Here is a 23,861-nt window from a genome sequence, read left to right on the forward strand (position 1 = left end):
TAAACCAGAAAAGGAGAAGTAACATGAAACTGAACAAAGCGGCATCGATCTTATTGGCATCGTCCCTGATGTTGACCGCGCTGACGGCCTGCGGCGGCCAGCCGGGCGGCAAGGAGGTCAAAACCGAGGATTATCCCAGCAAGCCGGTCACGATCATTTGCCCGTGGGGCGTCGGCGGCGGCGCGGACGTAATCGCGCGCAAAATCTCGCAGGTGGGGCAAAAGTATTTCGACCAGCCGATCGTGGTGGAAAACCACACCGGCGCTTCCGGAACGATCGGCATGGGCGATGCGTTCGACGCCGAGGCGGACGGCTACACGCTGGTGGTCGCCAACGGGCCGCTGTTCTCACTCACGCCCAAGTTTATCGATGTGGAGTATGAGCTGTCCGATTTCACTATGCTGCGCGGCATGCGCACGGTCTCGCTCATGGTGCTGGTTAATCCTGAAAAATCCGGTTTGGAGACCTTCGACGATGTGCTGGATTACGGCAAAAACAATAAGCTCAAGTACGCGACCTCCTCCGGCCCGGGCGGCGATCAATATGTTGTCGCTTCCGCCGCGTTTATTTCGCAGGGGATCGAGGCCGAACCGGTCGTTCTGGGCAGCTCGGCCGAGGTGATCAACGCCGTGGTATCCGGTCAGGTGGATATCGGCCTTGCCCCCCAGCCGGATTATTACGCCTACCAAGAGGAAGGCAAGGCCAAGGCGGTCGCGACTCTATACCCGGAAGCTGTCGAAACCAAGTTCGGCGCCATGCAGCCGCTGAGCGAGTGGGGGATCGACGCGGAGTTCGGCGGCATGGACTGCCTTGCCATCCGCGCGGACGTTCCGCAGGAGATCAAGGACAAGTTGACCGCGCTGCTCGATCAGGTCTATGCCGACCCTGCATTCACCGGCTATATGGAAGAGCTGGGCTATCCGCTGTGGGACGCGGACGCGGACGAAGTGACCCGGTTTATCGAAGACCAAATGGAAAGCATGGACGATTACGTCGCCCTGATCCAGCAGCCCTGAAACCAGCGGAAAGGCGTACGCGGCCCTATCATCCGCGCACGGATTGGTGATAACCATGAAAATAAAGCTCAATTCCAATATGATCACCGGTGCGGTCTTTCTCGTCTTTTCGACGGTCCTGCACCTGTTGATCCCCTCGCAGATCAAAACCTATGAGACCGGACCGATCACGGCGGCCACCGTGCCGACGCTCTTGATCCGCGGCCTGATCCTGTGCAGCGTGATCCTGCTCATACAGGGCGTCCTATCCAAGGATAAAAAGGAATACGTGGTGTCCGGCGCGCTGTTTTGCAAAGACAACCTCCGCCGGCTCAAGCCGCTTCTCTACATTGCGATGCTGATCGTCTACGCGCTCATCCTGCCGCGCGCCGGGTTTATCGTTTCCTCCCTGCTGCTGTCGGTCGGCATCCTGATCTATTTCGGCGCGCGGAAATGGTGGTTTTACGCCATCGTCAGCGCAAACATCTTTTTCGCTTACTTTGCGTTCCAAGCAATGAGCGTATCGCTGCCGTAAAGGAGGGAAACCATGTTTGAAAATATTCTGACCGGACTTTCGATGATGGCCTCCTTGGAAAGCTTTGTGGCGATCGCGGTGGGCCTGCTCGCGGGCATTATCATCGGCGCGATCCCCGGCTTGACGGCGGATATCGCCATCATCCTTTGCCTGCCGCTGACGTACAGCATGCCGCCCATCCCATCCATGCTGTTGCTGCTCGGCCTATATTGCGGCGGTACCTACGGCGGATCGATCACCGCCATCCTGATCAACACGCCCGGCACCCCCTCCAGCGCGGCGACCGTTTTGGACGGCTATCCTCTGACGCAAAAGGGCAAGCCGCTCAAAGCGCTGACCATGGCGCTGTACGCCTCCTTTATCGGCGGCCTGTTCAGCGCGCTGGTGCTTTTGTTCGCGGCGCCCAATATTGCAAAGATCACACAGATCTTCGGGCCGCCCGAATATTTCTGCATTGCGGTTTTCGGCCTGTCCATTATTTCCAGCATTTCAAACGGCAACATTATCAAGGGCATCATGGGCGGCATCATCGGTATTTTCATTGCCGTGATCGGGCAGGACTCGGTCAGCGGCGCCATTCGTTTTGCCTTTGGCAACCGCAAGCTGGCCGGCGGCATCCCGCTGATCGTCACGCTGGTGGGCCTGTTCGCCATTGCCGAGCTGCTCAGCCGGTCTGATTACAACCCGCGAACAGACCCCGCGCGCACGCAAAAGCTGAAGCTGGACCGTGAAAAGCTTTCATGGCCCGAATTCAAACGCTGTATCCGCACGATGCTCACCTCGTCCGTTATCGGCACGATCGTCGGCGCGACGCCCGGCACAGGCGGCGGTATCGCGGCCTTCATCAGTTACGATCAAGCCAAAAAAACTTCCAAATACGGAGACAATTTCGGCCATGGTGAAATTGAGGGCATTTCCGCTTCGGAATCCGCCAACAACGCCACCACCGGTTCGACGCTTATCCCGCTTTTGACGCTCGGCGTGCCGGGCGACGGCTGCACCGCCATTCTGCTCGGCGCGTTCATGCTGCAAGGCATGGTGCCGGGGCCGGCGCTGTTCAAGGATTACCCCGATGTGCTGTACGGCATCATGGTCGGCCTGATCGTGGTCAACTTGCTCATGCTGCTGATCGGCCGCGTGTTCACCCCGTTTTATTCCAACATCACGCGCATTCCCTATGAACTGATGAGCGCGATGATCATCGTCTACTGCGTCGCAGGCACCTATTCGAGCGAGGCCAGCACCTTCCATGTGCTGCTGGCGGTATGCATCGGCGTATTTTCCTTCCTGCTGCGCAAGCTTGGCTTTTCCGTGGTGCCAATCATTCTCGGCGTCGTGCTGGGCGATCTGGTGGAAACGAATTTCCGCAACGCGATGGTCATGTCGGATAACTCCCTGTCCATTTTCGTGACCCGCCCGTTCAGCTTGCTGTTTCTGGCGCTGGCCGCGCTTTCCATCGGCATGTTCTGCTATAAATCGATCAAAAGCAAGCGCCAAGCAGCGGCAAAAGTCATATCAGAAGGAGAAACAACATGAATTATATTACCGAACCGGCCCGGCAAACCCCGGTCGTCGCCGAGACCGAGGTGCTCGTCGTGGGCGGCGGCCCGGCGGGCTTTGGCGCGGCGCTGCATGCCGCGCGCATGGGCCGCAAAACCATGCTGATCGAACAGAGCGGCGCGATCGGCGGGGTCGCTACCACCGGCATTATGAGCCACTGGACCGGGCGACAGGACGGCGGCTGCTTTGAGGAGTTGCGTGCCAAAGCACGCGACTGTGAAAGCGAACAGGTGATCAACCCCGAAAAGCTTCGCATTTTAATGCTGGACATGCTGCAGGAAGCCGGGGTGGAGGTACAGCTGTACACCGCGTTCAGCGATGTGGTGATGGAGGGCAGCCGCGTGACCGGCATCATTACGGAAAGCAAATCCGGACGGGAGGCCATCGCCTGCCGCATGCTGATCGATTCCACGGGCGACGGCGACGTGGCCGCCCGCGCGGGCGCGCCGTTTGAAAAGGGCCGCGAGGACGGCGGCATGCAGCCGATGACCATCATGTTTAAGGTCGCAGGCGTGGATATGGATCGGGCCATGTTCTTCTGGGGCTTTGAAGACACCGTGCAGCTGCCCGAGGGCGACCTACAGACGCTGGGCCGCCGGGAGCTGCCCCAGCCTGCCGGCCACATCCTGCTGTATCCCGCCTCGCTGCCCGGCGTGGTCACCGTCAACATGACCAACGTGATCGATGTGGACGGTACGGACGTGCGCGATCTCAATCGCGCTGAATACGTATGCAGAAAACAGATCCCGGAAATCATCACTTTCTTGCAGCGCCATGTGCCCGGCTATGAGGGCTGCTACCTGATCGACAGCGCCGACGTGATCGGCGTGCGCGAAACGCGGCGTTTTGAAGCGCACTACCGTTTGACCGAAGACGATATCGCGGAGGCAAGGGTGTTTGACGATTGGGTCGTCACCAAGTCCAACTTCTTTTTCGACCTGCACAACGTTGAGGGCGCGGGGCTGGACGCAAACGGCGAATACAAGGCCTTTCAGCAGCCCGCCCCCTATACGATCCCGCTGCGCAGCTTCGTACCGCGAGGGATTGAAGGGCTGCTGCTCAATGGACGCAACATTTCAGGCACGCACAAGGCGCATTCCAGCTACCGCGTCATGCCGATCGTCATGAACATGGGGCATGCCATGGGCATTGTGGCAGCGCTTTGCATCGCGCGGGAGAAAGCGCCGCTCGCTCTCGACCTGAACGAACTGCACGACGCGCTGCGCCGCACCAATGTCGCGCCGTAAAACATGGAAAGGAGAGCGGCCCGCGTGAAGGCGGGCCGCATGAAAAAAATGCAGAACAAAATGCAAATAGCCGCGCCCCCCTGCCCCGCCCTGTCGGACGGCGTTCACGCGCTGGCACAAGTTGCGGCGCAGCTCTATGGCAGCGGCAAGCTGGTGCAGTATATCGATTCGGATGGCGGGTATCACACAACGCCGTCCTTTGCGGTACTGCTGCAAAACGCGCAGCTGGCACAGCAGAAGGGCCGGGCCGCCGCCGTGCTGCGGCAAGCCGAGATTCCCGCGGACGGCGTAAAAACCGCGCTGATCCTGCTTTCCGCGCTTTTGGAACGCGGTGTGGCGGCGGGTTGCACCGCTCAGGATTGGACGCAGTTGGACGACCTGCTGGCCTATGGCGCAGCCTATCTGCCGCGCGTGGCCCGTGAAAACAGCGGCCTGCTGCCGGGCGGCGGACTTTTCCTCATGACGCTCGCCGCGCCCGTGCGCAAATACGCGCGCGACAAGCGCGATACGTCCGCGGCGAATATCCTGATCCACGCACTGGCCCAGCCGCTTCTGGCGCTGGCCCAAACCGCCGGCGTGGATGGCTGCGAGGTGTACGAGCGCGTCAAGGCGCTGGCCCCCAACCAATTTTTCAGCCTGCATCAGGTGGGGATCGAACGCTCCATCAGCACCGATTCTCCCTATACCGATATCCTGCGCATGGGTCTTGACCCGGCGGACGGCAAGATCAAGGACCTTTCCCATGCGCCGCACGGCGTGGAGCTTGCCGTGGGCGAACAAACGCTCGCTTTTGTTCGCCGCGCGCTGTCCAAGGTATTGGATATCGCCGCGGTCCTTTGATTGACAGCCTCTTTCTTCCTTCTCAGACCGCCGGGCTTATCGCCCGGCGGTATTTTTATGATCCGAAGGCGCGCCGGAATTGACGTTTTAGGTAGAGAAGGCCGACGGCGTCCGCCAGAAACCAGCCGATGGGTACGGACCACCAGATGCCCGCCACGCCAAAGGCGGGGACAGCGGAAAGCACATATGCCAGCGCCACACGGGTGCCGAGCGACAGCACGGTGAGGACGACCGACATACCCGGCCTGCCCAGCGCCCGGTAAAGCCCATACAGCAAAAACAGGCAGCCGATGCCGCAGTAAAACGCCCCTTCGATATGCAGATAGCGGATGCCCTCCGCCAAAATGGCGGTTTCCCCCGCGCCAACGAACAAGCGCATCAGCGGGCGCGCAAACAGCCACACGCCAGCGGAGACCGCGACGCAGAAGAGAAGCGAGACCGCGATCGCGCCTTTCACGCCGGTGCGGATACGCTCCTTCTGCCCCGCCCCGTAGTTCTGCGCAATGAAGGAGGAAAAGGCGTTGCCAAAATCCTGCACCGGCATATAGGCAAAAGCGTCTATTTTCACGGCCGCCGCGAACGCCGCCATCACGGTGGCGCCAAAGCTGTTGACCAGCCCCTGCACCATCAGAATGCCCAGATTCATCACCGATTGCTGCATGCAGGTGAGCACCGAAAACCCGGCGATCTCCTTTAGGCAACGCTTGCTCACACGGCAATGCTTTTTCTGCGGCCGCAGTACGGGGCACTTAAGCCACGTATAAAGCGCGATCCCGATACCCGAAACATATTGCGCGATCACCGTGGCTTCCGCCGCACCGGCGACGCCCCGGCGCAGCCCCAGCACGAACCAAAGGTCCAGCCCAATGTTGAGCACCGCGGATATTGCCAAAAACAGCAGCGGGATGATGGAATTGCCAATCGCGCGCAGCAGACACGCAAAAAAGTTATACAAAAACACAGCCGTGATTCCAGCAAAAATAACGATCAGATAATCGTGCATCAAGCCGACGATCTCTTCCGGCACTTGCAGCGCGCGCATGACCCAGCCCATTCCCCAAAAGGCCAGCACATTCAAAAGGATGCTCAGTGCCGCGATCAAAGCAAAGGAGGTAACCATGCTTTCCTTCAGCCCATCCATGTCCTTTTGTCCAAAGCGGATCGAAAAGACCGCGCCGCTTCCCATGCACAGCCCGAGCAGGATCGAGGTGAGAAAGGTCATCAGTGAAAAAGCCGAGCCAACCGCCGCCAACGCCCCGGCGCCTAAAAAGCGGCCCACGATCAAGGTATCCGCCACGTTGTAGCATTGCTGTAGCAGGTTGCCTAAAATCATGGGGACCGCAAAAAGCAGCATGGTCTTCATCACCGGACCCTTGGTCAAATCGCTTTGCATCGCCGCACCGCTTTCTAGCTGTAATTTACAACTTACGTTTTGTAATGATTATATCCTTTTTGTCAAATGGAAGCAACGCTTCAATTTCTCATTCCATACGCGCAGCGGCGCGAAGGTTTTTTTACATGCCAAGGCGAAGGAACGCGGCCGCGTCCCTTCGCCTTTTGTTTTTATTATGAGAGCACACGGCGCAGCGCTTGTCATGGCTTGCAGCAGCGGCGCAGGTATTTGCCGGTTTCCGAATGCGGGCAATCGATTAGGCCCTCCGGCGTGCCGGTAAACAGGATTTCGCCGCCCTTGTTGCCGCCCTCCGGCCCCATATCGATGATCCAATCGGCGGCGGCGATCAGCTCCAAACGGTGTTCCACCACCACGACCGTGTTGCCCTGCTCCACAAGCCTGCGCAGCAGCGCCAGCAGGTTTTCCACATCCCGGCTGTGCAGACCGGCGGAGGGCTCGTCCATCACGTAAACATTGCCCTCCCGGTTCAGCTCGCTGGCCAGCTTCAGGCGCTGCGTCTCGCCGCCGGACAGGGTGCTGGTGGGCTGCCCCAGCGTCATATAGCCCAGCCCGACCTCCTGCAAGGCCTTCAGCGGCTCCTGTATCTTTTTCTGGGGGAAGAACTCCAGCGCCTGCGTGATGGTCAGGCCCATCACCTGTTTGATGTTCTTGCCCTGATAGGTATAGCTGAGCGCCGTGGGGTTAAAGCGGCTGCCGCCGCACTCCTCGCAGCGGATTGCCACAGGATCGGCAAAGGCTACGTCCGGGGTGATTTCGCCCTTGCCCTTGCAGACGGGGCAGGCCCCCTTGGAGTTGGCGCTGAACCACTGCGCGCTCACGCCGTTTTGCTTGGCGAACAGCTTGCGTATTTCGTCCATCACGCCCGTATACGTGGCCGGGCTGGAACGGGTCGAGGTGCCGATGGGCCGCTGGTCGATCACGATGGCCTCCGCGCAGCGCACGGCGAATTCATGGCAGATTAGGCTGCTTTTGCCCGAACCGGCCACGCCGGTAACGGCTGTCAGAATGCCCTTGGGCACCGTCACGGAAACGTCCTTTAAATTGTGCAGCCGGGCGTGCTTGATGGCAAAACCCTCCTGCCACGGCAGGGGAGACATGTTGAGCGCGATATGGCCGCTCATCGAGCGCGCGGTCAGCGTATCGCTTTTCCGCAGGCCGTCCAGATCGCCCTGATAGACCAGCTCGCCGCCCTGTCCGCCGGCCCATGGCCCCAGCTCGATCACATGGTCGGCCAGCTCGATCATCTGTCTGCTGTGCTCTACCACCAGCACGGTGTTGTGTTTGTCGCGCAGATTGAGCAGCAGGTCGCCGATTCGTCTGGCGTCCGCCGGATGCAGGCCGGCGGTCGGTTCGTCAAAAATATAGGTGATATTGCTCAGGCTGCTGCCCAGATGGCGCACCATCTTCAGTCTCTGCGCCTCGCCGCCGGACAGCGTGTCCGTCCGGCGCGACAGGCTGAGATAGCCCAGACCGACCTGCACCATATGCCGCAGGCTATCCGCGATCTGCGCCGCGATGGAGCGCCCCAGCGGATCGCTGATCTGCTCCAGCACCGGCAGCAGGTCGCTCACCTGCATGGCGTAGTAGTCCGAAATGTTATAGCCGCCGATGTGGGAGGCCAGCGCCTTGGGGTTCAGGCCGCTGCCGCCGCAGGACGAGCAGGGGCAGCGCCGGACAAAGCGCATGGCTTCGTCCCGCACGCCCTTTTTCAGCCCGGAGATATCACGGTTCAAATACAGCCGGTTGAACCGGGCGACCACGCCCTCGTACGGCAGCTTGGATACTTGACCGGTGTTGTTGCGGATAAAATCCATCACCAGCGGCGTGTCCGGGCCGATGCGCAGGACCTTCCACTCCTCCTCGGTATAATCGCGCAGCTTTTTATCCGCGTCCAGCAGGGGGTTGCAGTGATAATAAAACTCCTGCCAGCTGCCGCCGGAAAACTGGCTGAACCGGATCGCGCCCTCGTTGATCGATTTATCGATGTCAAATAGGCTGTCCTCGTCTAGCTGCACCCGCTCGCCAAGGCCGGTGCAATCCGGGCACATGCCGTGCGGGTGGTTGAACGAATAGGCCATGGAGCCGCCCGCGCTGGGCTTGCCCACGCGCGAAAACAGCAGGCGGACGAGCGGCGAAACATCCGCCGCGGTGCCCACGGTGGAGCGGGCGTTCGCGCCGATGGCCTTTTGATCGACCACCACGCAGGGGGTCAGGTTGCGGATATAATCGACCGCCGGGCGCTCGTAGCGCGGCAGGCGGTTGCGCAGATACAGCGGATAGGTGGCCTGCCATTGGCGGCCGCCTTCCGCCGCGAGCGTTTCAAAAGCGAGCGTGCTTTTTCCGGAGCCGGACACCCCGGCGATCACGACCAGCTCCTCCTTGGGGACGGAAAGGGTCAGGTGCTTCAGATTGTTTTCCGAAGCGCCGACGATCTCGATCTCTTCTCTTGCCTTCATCACGGTTTCCATCTATCCTTCTTCCAATTTCTTTTCCGGGTGCCCGGAACGCGGCCCCACGCGATGCTCCCGCCGCCGCAGATAGATCCAAAACGGAATGAGCGCCAACGAGATCAGCACCCAGCTGATCGGGAACGACATATACACCCAATGCACGCTGACCTTGCTGGTATCTAAGAGGGATATCCAAAGCAGGCGGAAGCCGCAGGTGCCCAGCAGATTGATGATGACCGGCGCGATCGGATAGCCGTAGCCGCGTATCGCGCCAACCAGCACATCGGCGCAGCCGAAGATCACATAGGGCGTGGCCATGATGACCAAACGCTCCGCGCCCGCCGTGATCACGGCCGGGTCGCTGTTATAAATGCTGATCAGCGGGCGGGCGAAAATATCCGCCAACGCGCTTTGGGTCACGCCGAGCACGATGGTGCAGAGAATGCAGGTGCGCACGATACGGCCGATGCGGTCATACCGCCCCGCGCCCACGTTCTGGCTGGTAAAGGTCTGGCAGGCGTGGTGGAACGAATTCATCGAGCTGTACAGGAAATTTTCTATATTGGCCGCCGCGCTGGAACCGGCCATGATAATGCTGTCGTACGAGTTGATCGCGCCTTGGATCACCACGTTTGCCAAGCTGAACAGGCAGCTTTGCACGCCCGCGGGAATGCCGATGCGGGCGATATCGATCAAGCTGCGCCGGTCCAGACACAGGTCCCGCCAGCTAAAGCGCAGCTCATCCTCTGCCTGAGACAGGCAGTGCAGCACCAGCACCGCGCTCAGCCCTTGGCTGATGACCGTGGCCAGACCCACGCCCACCACGTTCATATGCAGCGGAATGACAAAGATTAAATTCAGAACGACATTGAGCACGCCGCTGATGAGCAAAAAGATGAGCGGGCGGCGGGTATCGCCCTTGGCGCGCAACGCGGCCGCGCCATAATTATACAGCATATTAACCGGCGTGCCAATAAAATAAATGCGCATATAGGTGGCCGCGAGCGAGCGCACGTCTTCCGGCACCGAGATGAGATCGAGCACCCAGCCGGTCGCCGCGATGCCGATCAAACCGAGGAGCGTGCCGCCCACCAGCGCGACCAGCACCGAGGTGTGCAGCGTGCGCGATATCTCCCGCTCGTACCCGGTCAGCCCCAAATAGCGGGCGATCACCACATTGACGCCCACGGCAAGGCCGATCAGCAGGTTGGTAAACAGAAAGATCACGCTCACCGTGCTGCCCACGGCGGCCAAGCTGGTGTGGCCCGCAAACCGGCCCACCACGACCACGTCCGCCGCGTTGAACAGAATCTGCAAAATATTGGACGCCATCAGCGGCAGGCTGAACAGCAGAATATTGCCCAGCAGCGGGCCGTTGGTCATATCGATCGTTGTTTTGCTTTTCACCGCAAGCGTCTCCTCATGATGTAATATCGGCCCCTCCGCCGGAAAGCCGCGCTTCCGCTTCCTCCGCCGAGCCGTAGCCGTACCGCGCGACCATGTTTTGCAGGATCATGGCGTTTAAACTTACGCCTTCGCGCGCAAGGCCCGCCACATACGCGGCGTAGCGCTCCAGCGTATCCAGCGAATAGGTCGCCAGTTCCCCCCAAAGGTAGGTCTCAAACGAGGTCACGGCGGCGCTGTCCGCCTCCTTGCGTATGGCCCTGCCCCGGCCCGCAAGACAGGGGTATTGCCGCGCCAGCGCCTCCTGCCACGCAACGTGCGCCTTGCAGATCAGCTCGATCAGCCGCTCCTTATCCGGGGTGCGCGGCGGCAGGCGGTCACATATCCGCGCATATTCTTCCGGCGCCGTGCGCGCCATCATATAGGCGTATTTTTCGCTCAGCAAATTGCGCCCCGCCTTTTGCGCGGCCGCAAGGTCGTTTAAATAGCTTTCGCGCATGGCGGGGCTCCACGCCGCGATCTGGCTGGAGCGCATGATAAAAAAGGTATCCCGATCATTCTGGCAGGGCGCTCTTCCGCCAAGGTTCTGCACCCTATCGAACATTTCCCATTCCATGGCGACGATCTCTTCCACGGGCTTTTTCATGCCGGTCACTCCTCCATGATGTGCGTTTGCCGCAGCGCGGGTCTTTGATCCGTTTCATCATTTCCAAACAGTGCGCCTGTAAAAATGGTTCCGTGCGGTCGGTCAGGCCTTGCCGTTTCAGCTCGGCCGCCACGGTCAGGCAAATACCTTCGATCCGCTCTTCCGTTTCCGCGCCGGGCCTTGCCTCGCCGAGCAGCCGGAACTGCTCGTAAGCGCGGGGCAGCTTCGGCAGGCCCTTGAGGCCGCGATGCATCCACTTATAAAAGGGGGCGTACCGGCGGTTCAGCAAATAGACCATGCTAATTCCCGCTTTGGTGAATTCCGCCAAGGCGAGCCGCGCCGCGACGGTTTCGCCGCGTTTCATGCTGCGCGGATAGTTGTACTGCCCCGCTTGCGCCATGACCGCCGCCCGCGCCACGAGCTTTTTAATCCGTATATCCTCGGGGTAAAAGCGCGACAGCCTTTCGCGGACCGCTGTAAAACGGCCTAACGGGTCGTCGAATATCTCTCCGTTCGTGGCGGTCGCCAAAAAGGCTTCCGGCACGCGCCGCCACTGCGCGAGCGTTTCCGGGCCTTCGGGCAACCCGGTATAGCGCCGGTACCAGTCCGGCGCGCACAGACAGCCGACCCGCCCGCCGCTCCACGCGCCGTTTTCTCTTGCGGGGAAGCCCTCTATTTCGCCGGGCAGGCTATCGTATACCGCCTGTACCCGCGCGCCGTGGGCGCGGTAGTCCGCTTCCTCCAGCCAGATGCAAAAGGCCGGGCCCCAATCATGATCCCTTGACCATTCGTCGTCAAAGCCAAAGCATTCGGACCCTTCCCCCGCCAGACCGACCGCCATGCGGGGCACGAGCGCGGGCACGTTTTCTTGGAGCGCCACGCGGCCCACGGTCTCATAATAGGCGCGGGCAAGCGCCAGCCCCTTCACGCCTTACTCCCCTGCCGCAGCTGCTTCAAATTATCCGCCACCGCGCGGGTGCGCTCGTGGTCCTCGCCCAGCAGCCGTTTGTATACCTGCTCCGCCTTGGCCAGCACCGCGATGGCTTCGCCCCATTTTTCCAGCTTGGTATAGGCCCAGCACATATTTTGGCAGGTGATGCCGTACTCCATGTTTTCGCCAAAGAAGCGCTTGGTGTATTTCGCGGATTTGCGGTAAAGCGCAAGCGCCCGCTCGTACTCCCCCGCCGCAAACAAAAAACCCGCCATGCTGTTCAGGCCCGCGGCATAATGCACGTTTTCATCATCCGCGCATTTTTCAAATTCGTTCAGCGCGCGGTCCAAACAAAGCATGGCCCGCTCGTTGTCGCCCGCCGCGTGGTACAGCGCGGTCAGGTTATTGTAGGTCACCGCGAGTTCCTGCTCATACCCCGGCATTTGCTGGATGAGCTGCAAGGCCTGCTCCAAGTATTCGATCGCCCGGTCGATCTGGTTCGCTTCCCGGTAAACAAGGGACAGATTATTCAGTACGCTTGCATAAGCATAGGTGTGCTGCTGTCCCTCGCGGCGATAGATCGCCATCGCTTCGTGGAACAGCTCGATCGCGCGATCGTATTCGCCGGTCAGCCGGTAGGTGCCCGCCATATTGTTGAGGATGGTGGCGTACTGGCTGCATTCCTGCCCCAGATCGCTCGCGGCCAGCGCTCTGGCCCGTTCAAACGCGGCAAGGGACTGCGCATACCGGCTAACGCCCCGGTAAAAGGAACCTAATTCATTATAGATCGCGATGGCCTCGCCCCGCTCGTTTTTCTGTCCGTTCCGCGTGCGGCTCACGCTTTCCAGCAAATACTGTTCCACATCGCTCAGGTTTCCCCCGGCGTACTGCCGATCCAGACCGCGATAGAATTTTTCCAGACCGTCCTGCATGGCGATCCCTCCAGTCTTTGGTTACACCACTCCCATTTTTAATCATTATAAAAAAACGCCCGTCCGAATGATTTGCATCATCTCATGAGATTTTTGCATTTTGCGGTCTGTTTGCCGGGGGTTCTTTGTTGCAAATCACGAAAGCGCCGGACGGCCTGCAACTTATGCGGTTAAATTTTCGATAAATTCGACGATTTTTCTTGAAATACCGGCTTGTTTGGATTATGATAGTGCAGGCCTATTTTGGGAAGCATTGGAGAAGCAGAAAACATGGAACAGCAAGTCACGCACAACAGTCTTTTTGAAAAAGAAAGCATCTGGAAGATTTTGATCCGAATGGCGCCGCCGGTCATGCTGGCGCAGCTCATTCAGGCGCTTTATAATATTGTAGACAGCTACTTTGTCGGCCAATATTCCAGCGACGGACTGACCGCCCTGTCGGTCATCTTCCCCATCCAGCTCACCATCACGGCGCTCGCGGTCGGCACGGGCGTGGGCGTCAACATCGTCATGGCGCGCCTGTACGCGCAGGGACGGGCGGAGGACGCGGACGGGACCGCGGGCGCGGGCGAAGTGCTCGCGCTGATCACTTGGGTGGCCTTTGCCGTGTTATCGACGATTCTGATGACGGCGTACGTCAAGACCTCCGCCGGGTCGCCCCGGGCGGTCGAATACGCGGTGACCTACGGCACGATCGTGTGCGTGGGCAGTCTCGGCATATTTTTAGAGAGTATTTGGACCAAGGTGCATCAGGCAGGCGGCGACATGCGGCTGCCCATGCTGGCGCAGATCGCGGGCGCCGTGACCAATATCATCCTTGATCCGCTGCTGATCTTCGGTTGGGGTATTTTCCCCTCTATGGGCATCGCGGGCGCGGCTGTGGCGACCGTCGCGGGGCAATTCGTGGCCGCGTTGATCACAGGCGTGACCGGCTTTCGGCGGCTGCCCAGCCCCGCCGCCATCACGCGGTTCGCGGGGCAGATCTACACGATGGGCTACCCCTCCATCTTCATGCAGCTGCTATTTACGATCTATATCGTGGTGCTCAACGTCATCCTCGCCGGGTTTTCGGACGAAGCCGTGACCGTGCTGGGCCTGTACTATAAAATGCAGTCCTTTTTCTTCATCCCGCTGATGGGCCTGCAAACCTGTATCATCCCGGTACTGAGCTACAATTTTGCCCGTGCAAACTTTACACGGTGCAGAAAGATCATGGCGAACTCCATCGTGGTGGCCATGAGCTTCATGCTGCTCGGCGTCTTGTGCTTTGAACTGATCCCCGGTCCGCTGATCGCGCTGTTTTCCCAGAATGCCGCGGTGCTGGAGATCGGCAAGCCGGCGTTTCGCATCATCGGGCTGAGCTTTCTTCCGGCGGTGCTGTCCCTGATGATGCCGATCTTCTTTCAGTCCATCGGGGCGACGCTGCCCAGCATCGTGCTTTCGCTCATCCGGCAGGTTTGCTGCCTGATCCCGATCTTCTGGCTGCTGTCGCTCATCGGGCTGGGCTATACTTGGATCGCGTTCCCCGCGTCCGAGCTGATCACCGGCGCTGCCGGCGTTTTTCTTTACCGCCGTCAGCTCCATCGCTGGGACAGCGCGGCAGAACCTACTGTATCATAAAACATGTTTTTTTGCCAGCCCGCGAGATGTTTGCGGGCTGGCTGTTTTAATATCCTGTTTTGCAAAAAGCGAGATTCTGCAAAAAATAAAGGAGGGAAAGCACATTGCGGCCACGGGCCTGCCGTTATAATAAATACAAGGTAGGCGGGGCGGAACGTACCGCTCCACTTGGTATTGTAATTCATTTTAGGAGGTAGATAGTATGGATAATTTTGAATTTTACAGCCCGACATACTTTGTATTCGGCAAGGGCACGGAGGAAAAGACCGGTGAGTTTGTATCGCGCTACGGCGGACACAAGGTGCTGATCCACTACGGCGGCGGCTCTGTCGTTCGCTCCGGCCTGCTCGACCGCGTCAAGGCTTCGCTGGACGCCAAGGGCATCGGCTATGTGGAGCTTGGCGGCGTAAAGGCCAGCCCCCACAGCGATTTGGTTTACGAAGGCATCGAGCTGGCCCGCAAGGAAGGCGTGGACTTTGTCCTTGCCGTAGGCGGCGGCTCTGTCATGGACTCCGCCAAGGGCATCGCGCTGGGCGTTCCGTATGACGGCGATTTCTGGGATTTCTACTGCGGCAAAAAGGGCCCTGTTACCGAAGCGCTGCCGGTAGGCTGCATCGTCACCATCGCCGCTTCCGGTTCGGAAGGCTCGACCGACTCGGTCGTCACGCTGGTAACCGAGGACGGCAACCAGTACAAGCGCTGCGCGGACGGCGACATCCTGCGCCCGCTTTTTGCCATCATGAACCCCGAACTGATGATGACCCTTCCCCCGTACCAGACGGCCAGCGGCATCGCCGATATCATGGCGCACTGCATGGAGCGTTACTTCTCTCACTCCAAGGACGTTGAGCTGACCGACCGCCTGCTTGAGGCCGTCATGCTCACGATGATTAAGGAAGGCCGCCGCGTAATGGCCGACCCGCAGAATTATGAAGCGCGCGCCAACATCATGTGGGCCGCGATGATCGCCCAGAACAACTCGACCGGCGTGGGCCGCGCGCAGGACTGGGGCACCCACCATATGGATAACGAGATTGGCATCCTTTACGGCGCGTCGCACGGCGCGGGTCTGGCGCTGCTCTTCCCCTACTGGATGGAATACGCCATGAAGACGCAGGGCACCGACCGCTTCGTCATGTTCGCCAACCGCGTATGGGGCTGCCAGATCGATTTCGAGCACCCCGAAGTGACCGGCATGGAAGGCATCAAGTCGTTCCAGCGCTTCATGAAGGATATCGGCATGCCCACCACCATCGGCGAGCTGGGCGGCAAGGAAGAGGATATCCCGAAGATGGTGGAAAATATGTTCCACGGCGCGCCCAATCACGGCAACTTTGTCAAGCTGACGCCGGAGATCGCCGCCGAGATCTATCGCATGGCGCTTTAAGCGCAAAACGGCTTGCGGAGGGTTTGCCCTTCCGCTGGTAATCCATGGGTACGGAATGAACCGGGGCCTGTTGACATGAACGCAGTATGTCAGCAGGCCCCGGTAAATTGGCTGATTTCCCTTTTTTCTTTTTCTGGCGGGTCACGGGTTCCATGCATTGAAACGCGCTTATAGCATGACAAAATAAGAAGGAAAACGCCGGCTGCAACACGCCGGATAAATTATGAAAGGGGTATGGCATGAAATACTTCACGGAAATTGACGCGGTGGAAGAGCTTGAATCAGTCGAGCAAACGGACGGCATCATGCTGACGGCGGAAGACTGCCTGATGCGGATGGACGATCAGCGCCTGCTGATCCAAAGCCTGCTGCTCGACCCGCCGGAAAACGCGGAGGATGAGCGGCTGAAAAAAATGCTGCGCGGGCAAACGAGCCTGTGGCTGGAAAAGGTCGAGGAGTGCGGCAAAATGCAGGTCTGCATTCGCCTGCCCGACCGGCCGATCGATTCGTTCCTGCCCCGCACCGCGGCGGAATTCGCACGGTTGAGCGAATATACCGCCCGCCCCGCCGAATGGCTGGAGGGGCAAAAGCGCGGCCTGCAATCCTTCAATCCCGAGCTGAGCTGCCGGGGCTGCCGCATGATGATCGGCAACGGGCTGCTGTTCCGCACGCTGCTGCAAGCGATCTTCACGGCGGCCAAGGAGCGCGGCATCCACAAGCTGTCCATGCTGCTTCCGTTCGTATCCGATTGCGGCGAGGTCGAATATTTGAAGGGCATTATCACCGAGTACGCCGCTACCTTCGGCATCGCGTGCACCGTCGGCATCGAGATCGCCACGCCGCGCGCCGCCTGCATCGCGGATCAGCTTGCCGCCTACGCGGACGCGATCGTCTTTAACGTGGAGGAGCTCGTGCAGCTGCTGTATGGCATGTGCAAGCTGGATTCCCGCAAGGTGATCTCCAAGTATCTGCACGAGCAGGTTTTTCGCCACAATCCCTTCCGCGAGTTTGACGACGTCGGCGTCGGCACGCTGCTTACGATCGCGTTGGAGCGCATTCGCAGCGTTCGCCCGGATATTCGGCTGAGCGCTATCGGACACTGTGTGTTAAGCGAAAAGGGCAGAAAGTTCTGCGGCAACATGGGGATCGATATCCTGATCGGCCAGCAGCACCTGCTCCGCGCGGAAAACATTCTAAGCAGCGAAGAACCCGAAAGCGTTTGATCTCCCCTTGAAACAGGCCCTGTGGAAAATCCACAGGGCCTGTCAGACTGTCAAAAAACAAGTTTTGACAGTCTGTCGATCGAAACAAAGCCCCATTTCGATCGAGATTTCCGGCTCTGGCGCGCGCCCTTTGGGCACACTTCGCCGCCGGTTTGTTCAAAAACCGAGATACATGCTCCCGGTTTTTGGTCAAATTGAAGCTAAGCTTCAATTTTCAATTTTATTGCGCGCTGCGGCGCGAGGGGTTCTTTGACACGCTGACAGGCCCTGTGGAAAATCCACAGGGCCTGTTTTATTGGTGGCTCGGGGTCACCAATTTTATTAAGATAAGGGAAACGCATAGGAAAAAACAAGGGATTCACCTTCTCGCGCCCTACATTTTCGGTGAGCGATAACCCTTTCGGTGTAGGGCCGAGTGACCTCACTCGGCCGAGGACGGAGCACCCAGATAAACGGCTTTCATCATTCCTTTCGCAGGTGCTCCAAAACGCTGCGAATCATTGCCGTAACAAGTTCCAGTTGATCCGGCGTTGCGGTTGACCACAGCGCGGCCAGCTCGCCCAATCCGCTCAGTTCATTTTTGTCGATGCTGTCTACGAGTAAAAAGGTAGGGGATACCTCTAATGCTTTGCACAAGGTGATGAAAACCGGTAAACTTGGCAGCTTTCTGCCAGCTTCTATCTGTCGCAAATATGTCGCGTTGATGTAGCATGATTCCGCTAAGCGTTCTCCGGTAAATCCTTTGCTTTTACGTGCGGCTTTTAGGCGTTTCCCCATATATCCCTTATCCGTCAACTATATACCCCCTTCCTGAAGGAATTCAGGATATGCTCTATCTCCCCTTCTTCATAATAGCACTGAAAACACCCCAAGCTACCCATATACGGGTAACTTGAATAAAATATAATTTTATGAAGCAAAAGCTGTGATGCAAAATAGTATAATTCCTCATGTTATTCTGAAAGAAACGGCGCGCCAAGAAAACTGGGCGCGCCAAACAAGGCCGGTCCGGCCGAGCGGAGGCGCCCATCCACTGAATCCCTCGGCACCCGATCCGGCACACAGCCAACCGTACGCAAAACGAATGGGCGGCACACGCCGCCCCAGACTGGGAAAGGGAATGGATTGGAGATCAAAGGGCGCGTTGTAAAATAAAAGAAATTCCGTATGTCATTCTGAACGAAGTGAAGAATCTCGCGCGAACGCGCGGAATTAACGTGGAAACCGCGCGTTCGCGCGAGATTCTTCGTCGTTTCACTCCTCAGAATGACAAGAATTTGGAACGTTCTTTTATTTTGCAACGCGCCCTTTGCCCCCTCGCCTGACGGGAATTTTATTTGATTACCGCAAGTAGCTCGCCGGCCTTTACCGCCGTGTTTTCCGCTATGCGGAGCGTTTCGACCCGGCCCGCCATGCGCGCGACGACCGAGGTCTCCATTTTCATGGACTCGATCAGCAGCAGGACCTGATTCTTTTCCACCGTGTCGCCCTCGCGGATCATCACGCGCGAGACCATGCCCGGCATGGGCGCGCCGATCTGGCCCTTATCCTCCGGATCGGCCAGCGGGATGCGCTGGGCGGTGGTCTTGGCCTGCACATCGGGCACGGTCACTTCGCGCCGCATGCCGTTCAGCTCGAACAGGACGCTGCGCGTGCCGTCCTCGTTCTGATCGCCCAGACCGAGGTACTTGACGACCAGCGTTTTACCATCCTCGATCATGATCTGGTTGGTTTCGCCAAGCGCCATGCCGTTAAAGAACACATGGCTGCCCATGCGGGTGATATAGCCGTATTCCTGCCGGTGGCGGCAAAATTCCTCCACAACCTTGGGATACAGGCACCAGGAAACCACGGTGCGGTCGTTCGGGTCCGGCGTAAACTGCCGGACCTGCTCGCGCGCCGCGTCGAAATCCACCGGCGGCAGCAATTCGCCCGGGCGGCAGGTGATGGGCTCCTCTCCCTTGAGAATGAGCTTTTGCAGCCCTTCCGGGAAGCCGCCAGCGGGCTGGCCCATCATGCCCTTGAAGTAGGAGACGACGGAATCGGGGAAGGTGAGCGCTTCGCCCTTTTCCAGTATGTTTTCCGGCGTAAGCTGGTTTTGCACCATGAAAATGGCCAGATCGCCCACCATTTTAGAGGACGGCGTCACCTTGATGATATCGCCCAGCATTTGGTTGACCTGAATGTACATCTCGCGTACCGCTTCAAACTGCGTGCCCAGACCGACCGCCGTGACCTGACTTTTCAGGTTGGTGTACTGGCCGCCGGGCATTTCGTACCGGTAAATATCGGTGGACGGCGCTTTCATGCCGTTATCGAACGACGCGTAACGCAGCCGGACGTCCGCCCAGTACTCGCTGAGCGCCTGCAAGCGGTCCAGCTCCAGCCCGGTGTCCCGCTCCTGCCCGTGCAGTGCCGCGACAACGGCGTTCATCGACGGCTGGCTGGTGATGGAGGACAGCGAATCGATCGCGGTATCCACAATATCCACACCGGCTTCCGCCGCCATCAGCAGCGCCGCGACCTGATTGCCCGAGGTATCGTGCGTGTGCAGGTGGATGGGCAGGCCGATTTCATTTTTCAGCGCCGTGACCAGCTTTTTCGCCGCGTACGGCTTGAGCAGGCCGGACATATCCTTGATGCAGAGGATATGCGCGCCGCGCTTTTCGATCTGTTTGGCCAGATCAACATAGTACTGTAACGAATACTTATCGCGTTTGGGGTCCATGATGTCGCCGGTGTAGCAAATCGTGGCTTCGCACAGCTTATTCTGCTGCAAAACCTCGTCGATCGCGATCTCCATGCCGGGCAGCCAGTTGAGCGAATCGAAAACGCGGAACACATCGATGCCGCCCTTCGCGGCCTGCCGCACGAACGCGCGCACCAGATTATCCGGATAGTTCGCGTAGCCGACCAAGCTGGACCCGCGCAGCAGCATCTGGAACGGAATGTTGGGTATTTTTTCGCGCAGCAGGTCGAGGCGCTCCCACGGGGATTCGTGCAGGAAACGGTAGGCGGTATCGAACGTCGCGCCGCCCCACATTTCCAGCGAAAAGCAATCGTTTAAAATCTCTGCCGTGCCGGGCGCGGCGCCCAGCATATCGCGGGTGCGCATGCGGGTGGACAGCAGCGATTGGTGCGCGTCGCGCATGGTGGTATCGGTGATCAGCAGCTTTTTTTCGCCCAGCACATACCGCTTAACCGCTTCCGGCCCCTCGCGGTCGAGCAGCTGCTTGAGACCCTCGCGGCGCGGGGGCGAATCCTGATACGCCGGGAAGCGCGGCACATCGTACTGCGCTCGCTCGGCGGAGGGATTGGCGACCTGCAGCGCGGCAATGTAGCGCAGCACCTTGGTCGCGCGGTCCCTGCCCTCCTCAAAATCGAACAGCTCCGGGGTTTCGTCGATAAAGCGGGTGTGGCACTTGCCCGCCCGGAATACCGGGTGCTGCAAAATGTTCGTGATAAAGGGGATATTGGTCTTCACGCCGCGGATGTGCTCCTCGCTGATCGCGCGCAGCGCCTTTTGGCACAGCCCCCCAAAGGTATGGTCGTGGCAGGTGATCTTGACGAGCAGCGAATCGTAATACGGGGAAATAATCGCGCCCGCGTAGGTGTTGCTGCCGTCCAGCCGCACGCCGTTGCCGCCGCCCGAGCGGTACGAGGTGATCTTGCCGGTATCCGGCAGGAAGTTGTTCTTGGGGTCCTCCGTGGTGATGCGACACTGCATGGCAAAGCCGCGCGCCTGCACATCCGCCTGCTCGCGGATGCCGATCGCGGGATCGGACAGCGGATACCCCTCGGCAATCAAAAGCTGCGCGCGCACCAGATCGACCCCGGTCAGCTCCTCGGTGACCGTGTGCTCTACCTGAATACGCGGGTTCATTTCGATAAAATAGTAGTTGCCGTCGCGGTCGACCAGAAATTCGATCGTGCCCGCCGACACATAGCCGACATACCGGGCGATCTTGACCGCGTCCTCGTACAGCTTTGCGCGGATCTCCTCGGGCACGCTCCACGCCGGGGCGAACTCCACGACCTTTTGATAGCGCCGCTGGAGCGAGCAATCGCGCTCAAACAGATGAACGATGTTGCCGTACTGGTCGCCCAGCACCTGCACCTCGATATGCTTCGGCTCGACCAGATACTTTTCAATGAAGATATCCTCGTTGCCAAAGGCCTTCTTGGCCTCGTTTTTGACCATTTGGAAATTGGTGCGGATCTCCTCCGGGGTATCGCAGCGGCGCATGCCGCGACCGCCGCCGCCGCCCGCCGCTTTGAGCAGCACGGGGTAGCCGTATTCCTCCGCGAGCTGGACCGCGTCGTTTTCATCGATCAGGGCGCGGGTCGAGCCCGGAATGGTGGAAACGCCGCACGCCTTCGCGATGGTCTTGGCGGTCAGCTTATCGCCCATCTGCTCCAAAATGGTGTGCGACGGGCCGATGAACGCGATACCGGCCTGCTCGCAGGCGGCGGCAAAATCCGCGTTTTCGGACAGGAACCCATAGCCGGGATGGATCGCGTCCACCTGACGGCGCTTTGCCAGATCGATAATGGCCGGGATGTCCAGATAGGCGGCAAGCGGGCTTTTGTTTTCGCCGATCAAGTACGCTTCGTCCGCGCGGGTGCGGTACAGGCTGTAGGTATCGTCCTGTGAATAGATCGCAACGGTTCTGAGGTTCAGGTCATAGCAGGCGCGGAAAATGCGAAGCGCGATCTCGCCGCGGTTCGCCACAAGGATTTTTTTGAATTTCTGAATTTCCATGGGGCATCAGTCCTTTCTGGGTCTGTCATCCGAACAGAAACGATCTGCTGGCCTATCGTTTTTGTGTATTTTTGCTATTATAGCACATTGATTTCGGGTCGTCGACCGTTTTGCTAAAAAATCCGATATCGGACAAAAAGATAATAAACCGCGTGGGAATAAGTTGGGCAACTGTTGAATAAAAGTCAGAATGGAGCTGTTACCGTTCCACAGCTCCATTCTGATTGCGCACCGATCGGAATCGGTATTTTGATATTCTTTACCAGCCCAGTTTGCCCAAAAGTTTGCTCTTGGGAGCTTCCGGCTGGCCGTTGTCGGGCGCGTCCTTCACCGCGTCCTCATATTCGTATTCGCCGGTGGTCTTACGCGGCCGTTTGGCCATATAGCGTAAGTAGCCGAGCGTTACGAACAGACAGATGAACGTGAGCGGTATGCCGCAGAAGGATTTGATGGTTTTTACACCGCCAATACCGCCAAGCACCGTGAACACCAGCGCGATCACGGCAAACACGATGCCCCAGAACAGCTTCAGCGGGATGGGCGCTTCGGTGTTCTCGTCGCTCTTTTCCATGCACATGCCCGCGAGGGTAACGGTCATGGAGTCGCATTGCGTCACGAGCGAGACCGTAATAATAATGAGCATCACGACCTTCGCTATCGTTGAGAGCGGCAAGACGTTGAACATGGAGAGCGTCAGCGCTTCCGCGCCTTCCGCCAGATACACGCTGTAGAAATCGATGCCGTCGAACAGCTGGGCATGCAGAATGGTGCCGCCGAAAACGGAGAACCAGATGATGCCGAACAGCGCCGGGAACAGCCACTCGATCAGAACGAACTCGCGTAGGGTGCGGCCGTAGGCCACGCGTACCATGAACAGGCCGAGCAGCGGCGCGTAGGCCATCCAGTCGACCCACCAGTACATATCCCAGTTCTGGGGCCACATGCCGCTGTCCACGTAGGGCGCGGTATACAGGCTGGCGGAGAAGAACTCGCTCAGGTACTCGCCGAGGCTTTCCGTGAACAGGTTGCAGATATACGCCGTGGGACCGGCGAGCAGCACGAACAGCAGCAGAATGAAGAAAAGCTGCGTGTTGCGGTTGGACAGTAAGGTAATGCCGTTGCGCAGGCCGCTCACGGCGGAAGCGTTATAGCAGAAGAACATGACGATAATGATGATCGCATACACCGTGGGACTCGGCTCAAAACCGGTAAAGGCTTTCACCGCCGCGGAAAGCTGCATCGCGCCGTAGCCCAAGCCGCCGGCGACAGCGCCGGTCAGGGCGAAAGCGGAGATCGCGTCGAACACGTCGCACCAGCGGCTTTTAAGCACCTTTTCGCCGAAGATCGGCACCAGACAGGAGCTGGCCTTAAAGGGCGCGTTCATGTTGAGGATCGCATAGGACAGGATAACGCCCATGATCACGCAGCTGGCATACGGCGTCAGGCCCCATTGCAGGAAGCAGTGCAGCATGCTCCACAGTACCGCGCCGTTGCTGCCGGCCGCAAGACCGGTGCTGGCCGAGGGTTCCATGGCGAACAGCAGCGGTTCCGCCGCGCCCCAGAACACCACGCCCGCGCCGATACCGGTGCAGAGCGAGATACCAAACCACTGCATATAGCTGAACTTCGGCTTCGCGTTCGGGCCGCCCAGCCGAATTTTGCCAAGCGGCGTGACCATAATGACGATACAAAGGATAACCATAAACAGCATGACCAAGCTGACGGCCCAGCCCACGCTGGACATCAGCGTGTTCATGACTACCGTATTGAGTACATAGTAGAACGCTTCACCGTTGATGAGGATTGCTGCAAGCATCAGTACAAATAGGATGACCGTGACAGACATGACGGCCGGTCTGATTTTTACCTTTTCTTTCATTTTTGTCCTCCAATCATTTACCCCAAATCCTTGAAT

Annotated in this window: 17 protein-coding genes; 8 read left to right on the forward strand and 9 right to left on the reverse strand. The window is 59.0% G+C overall.

Annotated features, from left to right (window positions below; genetic code table 11):
* The first annotated feature begins 23 nt into the window (after positions 1-23).
* From RWV98_RS17345 to RWV98_RS17365, 5 genes are read left to right on the forward strand one after another with little or no spacing between them, the layout of a single operon-like run.
* Positions 24-1,016 (forward strand): Bug family tripartite tricarboxylate transporter substrate binding protein, encoded by a 993-nt coding sequence (locus RWV98_RS17345; RefSeq protein ID WP_280963227.1) that lies wholly within the window; start codon positions 24-26, stop codon positions 1,014-1,016.
* 55 nt (positions 1,017-1,071) lie between these two features.
* Positions 1,072-1,530, forward strand: a complete 459-nt coding sequence (locus RWV98_RS17350) for a tripartite tricarboxylate transporter TctB family protein (RefSeq protein WP_317862378.1) — start codon at positions 1,072-1,074, stop codon at positions 1,528-1,530.
* Positions 1,531-1,542: 12 nt separating this feature from the next.
* Positions 1,543-3,066, forward strand: a complete 1,524-nt coding sequence (locus tag RWV98_RS17355; RefSeq protein WP_317862380.1) for a tripartite tricarboxylate transporter permease — start codon at positions 1,543-1,545, stop codon at positions 3,064-3,066.
* Positions 3,063-4,337 (forward strand): FAD-dependent oxidoreductase, encoded by a 1,275-nt coding sequence (locus RWV98_RS17360; protein ID WP_317862382.1) that lies wholly within the window; start codon positions 3,063-3,065, stop codon positions 4,335-4,337. The genes RWV98_RS17355 and RWV98_RS17360 overlap by 4 nt, the downstream gene beginning before the upstream one ends.
* Before the next feature lie 39 nt (positions 4,338-4,376).
* The gene (locus tag RWV98_RS17365) at positions 4,377-5,177 is read left to right on the forward strand and encodes a hypothetical protein (RefSeq protein WP_317862384.1); all 801 of its coding nucleotides are present in this window, start codon (positions 4,377-4,379) and stop codon (positions 5,175-5,177) included.
* A gap of 55 nt (positions 5,178-5,232) precedes the next feature.
* Here the strand turns inward: RWV98_RS17365 and RWV98_RS17370 are convergent, their stop codons facing one another.
* From RWV98_RS17370 to RWV98_RS17395, 6 genes are all read right to left on the reverse strand, one after another.
* Entirely contained in the window at positions 5,233-6,570 is a 1,338-nt protein-coding gene (locus RWV98_RS17370) for an MATE family efflux transporter (protein ID WP_280963223.1), read from the reverse strand.
* Positions 6,571-6,770: 200 nt separating this feature from the next.
* A complete protein-coding gene (locus RWV98_RS17375) occupies positions 6,771-9,059 on the reverse strand; it encodes an excinuclease ABC subunit UvrA (protein WP_317862387.1) in 2,289 nt (762 codons plus the stop codon).
* Positions 9,060-10,448: an MATE family efflux transporter gene (locus RWV98_RS17380; protein ID WP_317862388.1), complete on the reverse strand. Its 1,389-nt coding sequence runs from the start codon at positions 10,446-10,448 to the stop codon at positions 9,060-9,062.
* A gap of 13 nt (positions 10,449-10,461) precedes the next feature.
* The gene (locus RWV98_RS17385; RefSeq protein ID WP_317862390.1) at positions 10,462-11,091 is read right to left on the reverse strand and encodes a DUF4125 family protein; all 630 of its coding nucleotides are present in this window, start codon (positions 11,089-11,091) and stop codon (positions 10,462-10,464) included.
* Positions 11,039-12,019, reverse strand: a complete 981-nt coding sequence (locus tag RWV98_RS17390; RefSeq protein WP_317862392.1) for a DUF4037 domain-containing protein — start codon at positions 12,017-12,019, stop codon at positions 11,039-11,041. The genes RWV98_RS17385 and RWV98_RS17390 overlap by 53 nt, the downstream gene beginning before the upstream one ends.
* On the reverse strand, positions 12,016-12,954 hold the full coding sequence (locus RWV98_RS17395) for a tetratricopeptide repeat protein (RefSeq protein ID WP_317862394.1): 939 nt from the start codon (positions 12,952-12,954) through the stop codon (positions 12,016-12,018). The genes RWV98_RS17390 and RWV98_RS17395 overlap by 4 nt, the downstream gene beginning before the upstream one ends.
* Positions 12,955-13,224: 270 nt before the next feature.
* Here RWV98_RS17395 and RWV98_RS17400 point away from each other — a divergent pair, with 270 nt between their 5' ends.
* The 3 genes from RWV98_RS17400 (at position 13,225) to RWV98_RS17410 (ending at position 17,184) form a co-directional block, all read left to right on the forward strand.
* The gene (locus tag RWV98_RS17400; RefSeq protein WP_317862396.1) at positions 13,225-14,574 is read left to right on the forward strand and encodes an MATE family efflux transporter; all 1,350 of its coding nucleotides are present in this window, start codon (positions 13,225-13,227) and stop codon (positions 14,572-14,574) included.
* Between the two features lie 202 nt (positions 14,575-14,776).
* Positions 14,777-15,961 carry an iron-containing alcohol dehydrogenase gene (locus tag RWV98_RS17405; RefSeq protein ID WP_317862397.1) on the forward strand — a complete coding sequence of 395 codons (1,185 nt, stop codon included), beginning with the start codon at positions 14,777-14,779 and terminating at the stop codon, positions 15,959-15,961.
* Positions 15,962-16,200: 239 nt separating this feature from the next.
* A complete protein-coding gene (locus tag RWV98_RS17410; RefSeq protein WP_280963215.1) occupies positions 16,201-17,184 on the forward strand; it encodes a putative PEP-binding protein in 984 nt (327 codons plus the stop codon).
* A gap of 462 nt (positions 17,185-17,646) precedes the next feature.
* Here the strand turns inward: RWV98_RS17410 and RWV98_RS17415 are convergent, their stop codons facing one another.
* From RWV98_RS17415 to RWV98_RS17425, 3 genes are all read right to left on the reverse strand, one after another.
* On the reverse strand, positions 17,647-17,979 hold the full coding sequence (locus RWV98_RS17415) for a helix-turn-helix domain-containing protein (protein WP_317862399.1): 333 nt from the start codon (positions 17,977-17,979) through the stop codon (positions 17,647-17,649).
* Between the two features lie 538 nt (positions 17,980-18,517).
* The gene (locus RWV98_RS17420; protein ID WP_317862401.1) at positions 18,518-21,946 is read right to left on the reverse strand and encodes a pyruvate carboxylase; all 3,429 of its coding nucleotides are present in this window, start codon (positions 21,944-21,946) and stop codon (positions 18,518-18,520) included.
* A 259-nt stretch (positions 21,947-22,205) separates the two neighbouring features.
* Entirely contained in the window at positions 22,206-23,825 is a 1,620-nt protein-coding gene (locus RWV98_RS17425; RefSeq protein WP_317862403.1) for a BCCT family transporter, read from the reverse strand.
* Between the last annotated feature and the right edge of the window lie 36 nt (positions 23,826-23,861).

The organism is Agathobaculum sp. NTUH-O15-33 (assembly GCF_033193315.1).
GTDB classification, from domain to species: Bacteria; Bacillota; Clostridia; order Oscillospirales; family Butyricicoccaceae; genus Agathobaculum; species Agathobaculum faecihominis_A.

Excerpts from the sequence above, each read along its gene's own strand:
- RWV98_RS17345 (WP_280963227.1), top strand. The coding sequence starts at position 24 with ATGAAACTGAACAAAGCGGCATCGATCTTATTGGCATCGTCCCTGATG.
- RWV98_RS17350 (WP_317862378.1), top strand. The coding sequence starts at position 1,072 with ATGAAAATAAAGCTCAATTCCAATATGATCACCGGTGCGGTCTTTCTC.
- RWV98_RS17355 (WP_317862380.1), top strand. The coding sequence starts at position 1,543 with ATGTTTGAAAATATTCTGACCGGACTTTCGATGATGGCCTCCTTGGAA.
- RWV98_RS17360 (WP_317862382.1), top strand. The coding sequence starts at position 3,063 with ATGAATTATATTACCGAACCGGCCCGGCAAACCCCGGTCGTCGCCGAG.
- RWV98_RS17365 (WP_317862384.1), top strand. The coding sequence starts at position 4,377 with ATGAAAAAAATGCAGAACAAAATGCAAATAGCCGCGCCCCCCTGCCCC.
- RWV98_RS17370 (WP_280963223.1), bottom strand. The coding sequence starts at position 6,570 with ATGCAAAGCGATTTGACCAAGGGTCCGGTGATGAAGACCATGCTGCTT.
- RWV98_RS17375 (WP_317862387.1), bottom strand. The coding sequence starts at position 9,059 with ATGGAAACCGTGATGAAGGCAAGAGAAGAGATCGAGATCGTCGGCGCT.
- RWV98_RS17385 (WP_317862390.1), bottom strand. The coding sequence starts at position 11,091 with ATGAAAAAGCCCGTGGAAGAGATCGTCGCCATGGAATGGGAAATGTTC.
- RWV98_RS17395 (WP_317862394.1), bottom strand. The coding sequence starts at position 12,954 with ATGCAGGACGGTCTGGAAAAATTCTATCGCGGTCTGGATCGGCAGTAC.
- RWV98_RS17400 (WP_317862396.1), top strand. The coding sequence starts at position 13,225 with ATGGAACAGCAAGTCACGCACAACAGTCTTTTTGAAAAAGAAAGCATC.
- RWV98_RS17405 (WP_317862397.1), top strand. The coding sequence starts at position 14,777 with ATGGATAATTTTGAATTTTACAGCCCGACATACTTTGTATTCGGCAAG.
- RWV98_RS17410 (WP_280963215.1), top strand. The coding sequence starts at position 16,201 with ATGAAATACTTCACGGAAATTGACGCGGTGGAAGAGCTTGAATCAGTC.
- RWV98_RS17420 (WP_317862401.1), bottom strand. The coding sequence starts at position 21,946 with ATGGAAATTCAGAAATTCAAAAAAATCCTTGTGGCGAACCGCGGCGAG.
- RWV98_RS17425 (WP_317862403.1), bottom strand. The coding sequence starts at position 23,825 with ATGAAAGAAAAGGTAAAAATCAGACCGGCCGTCATGTCTGTCACGGTC.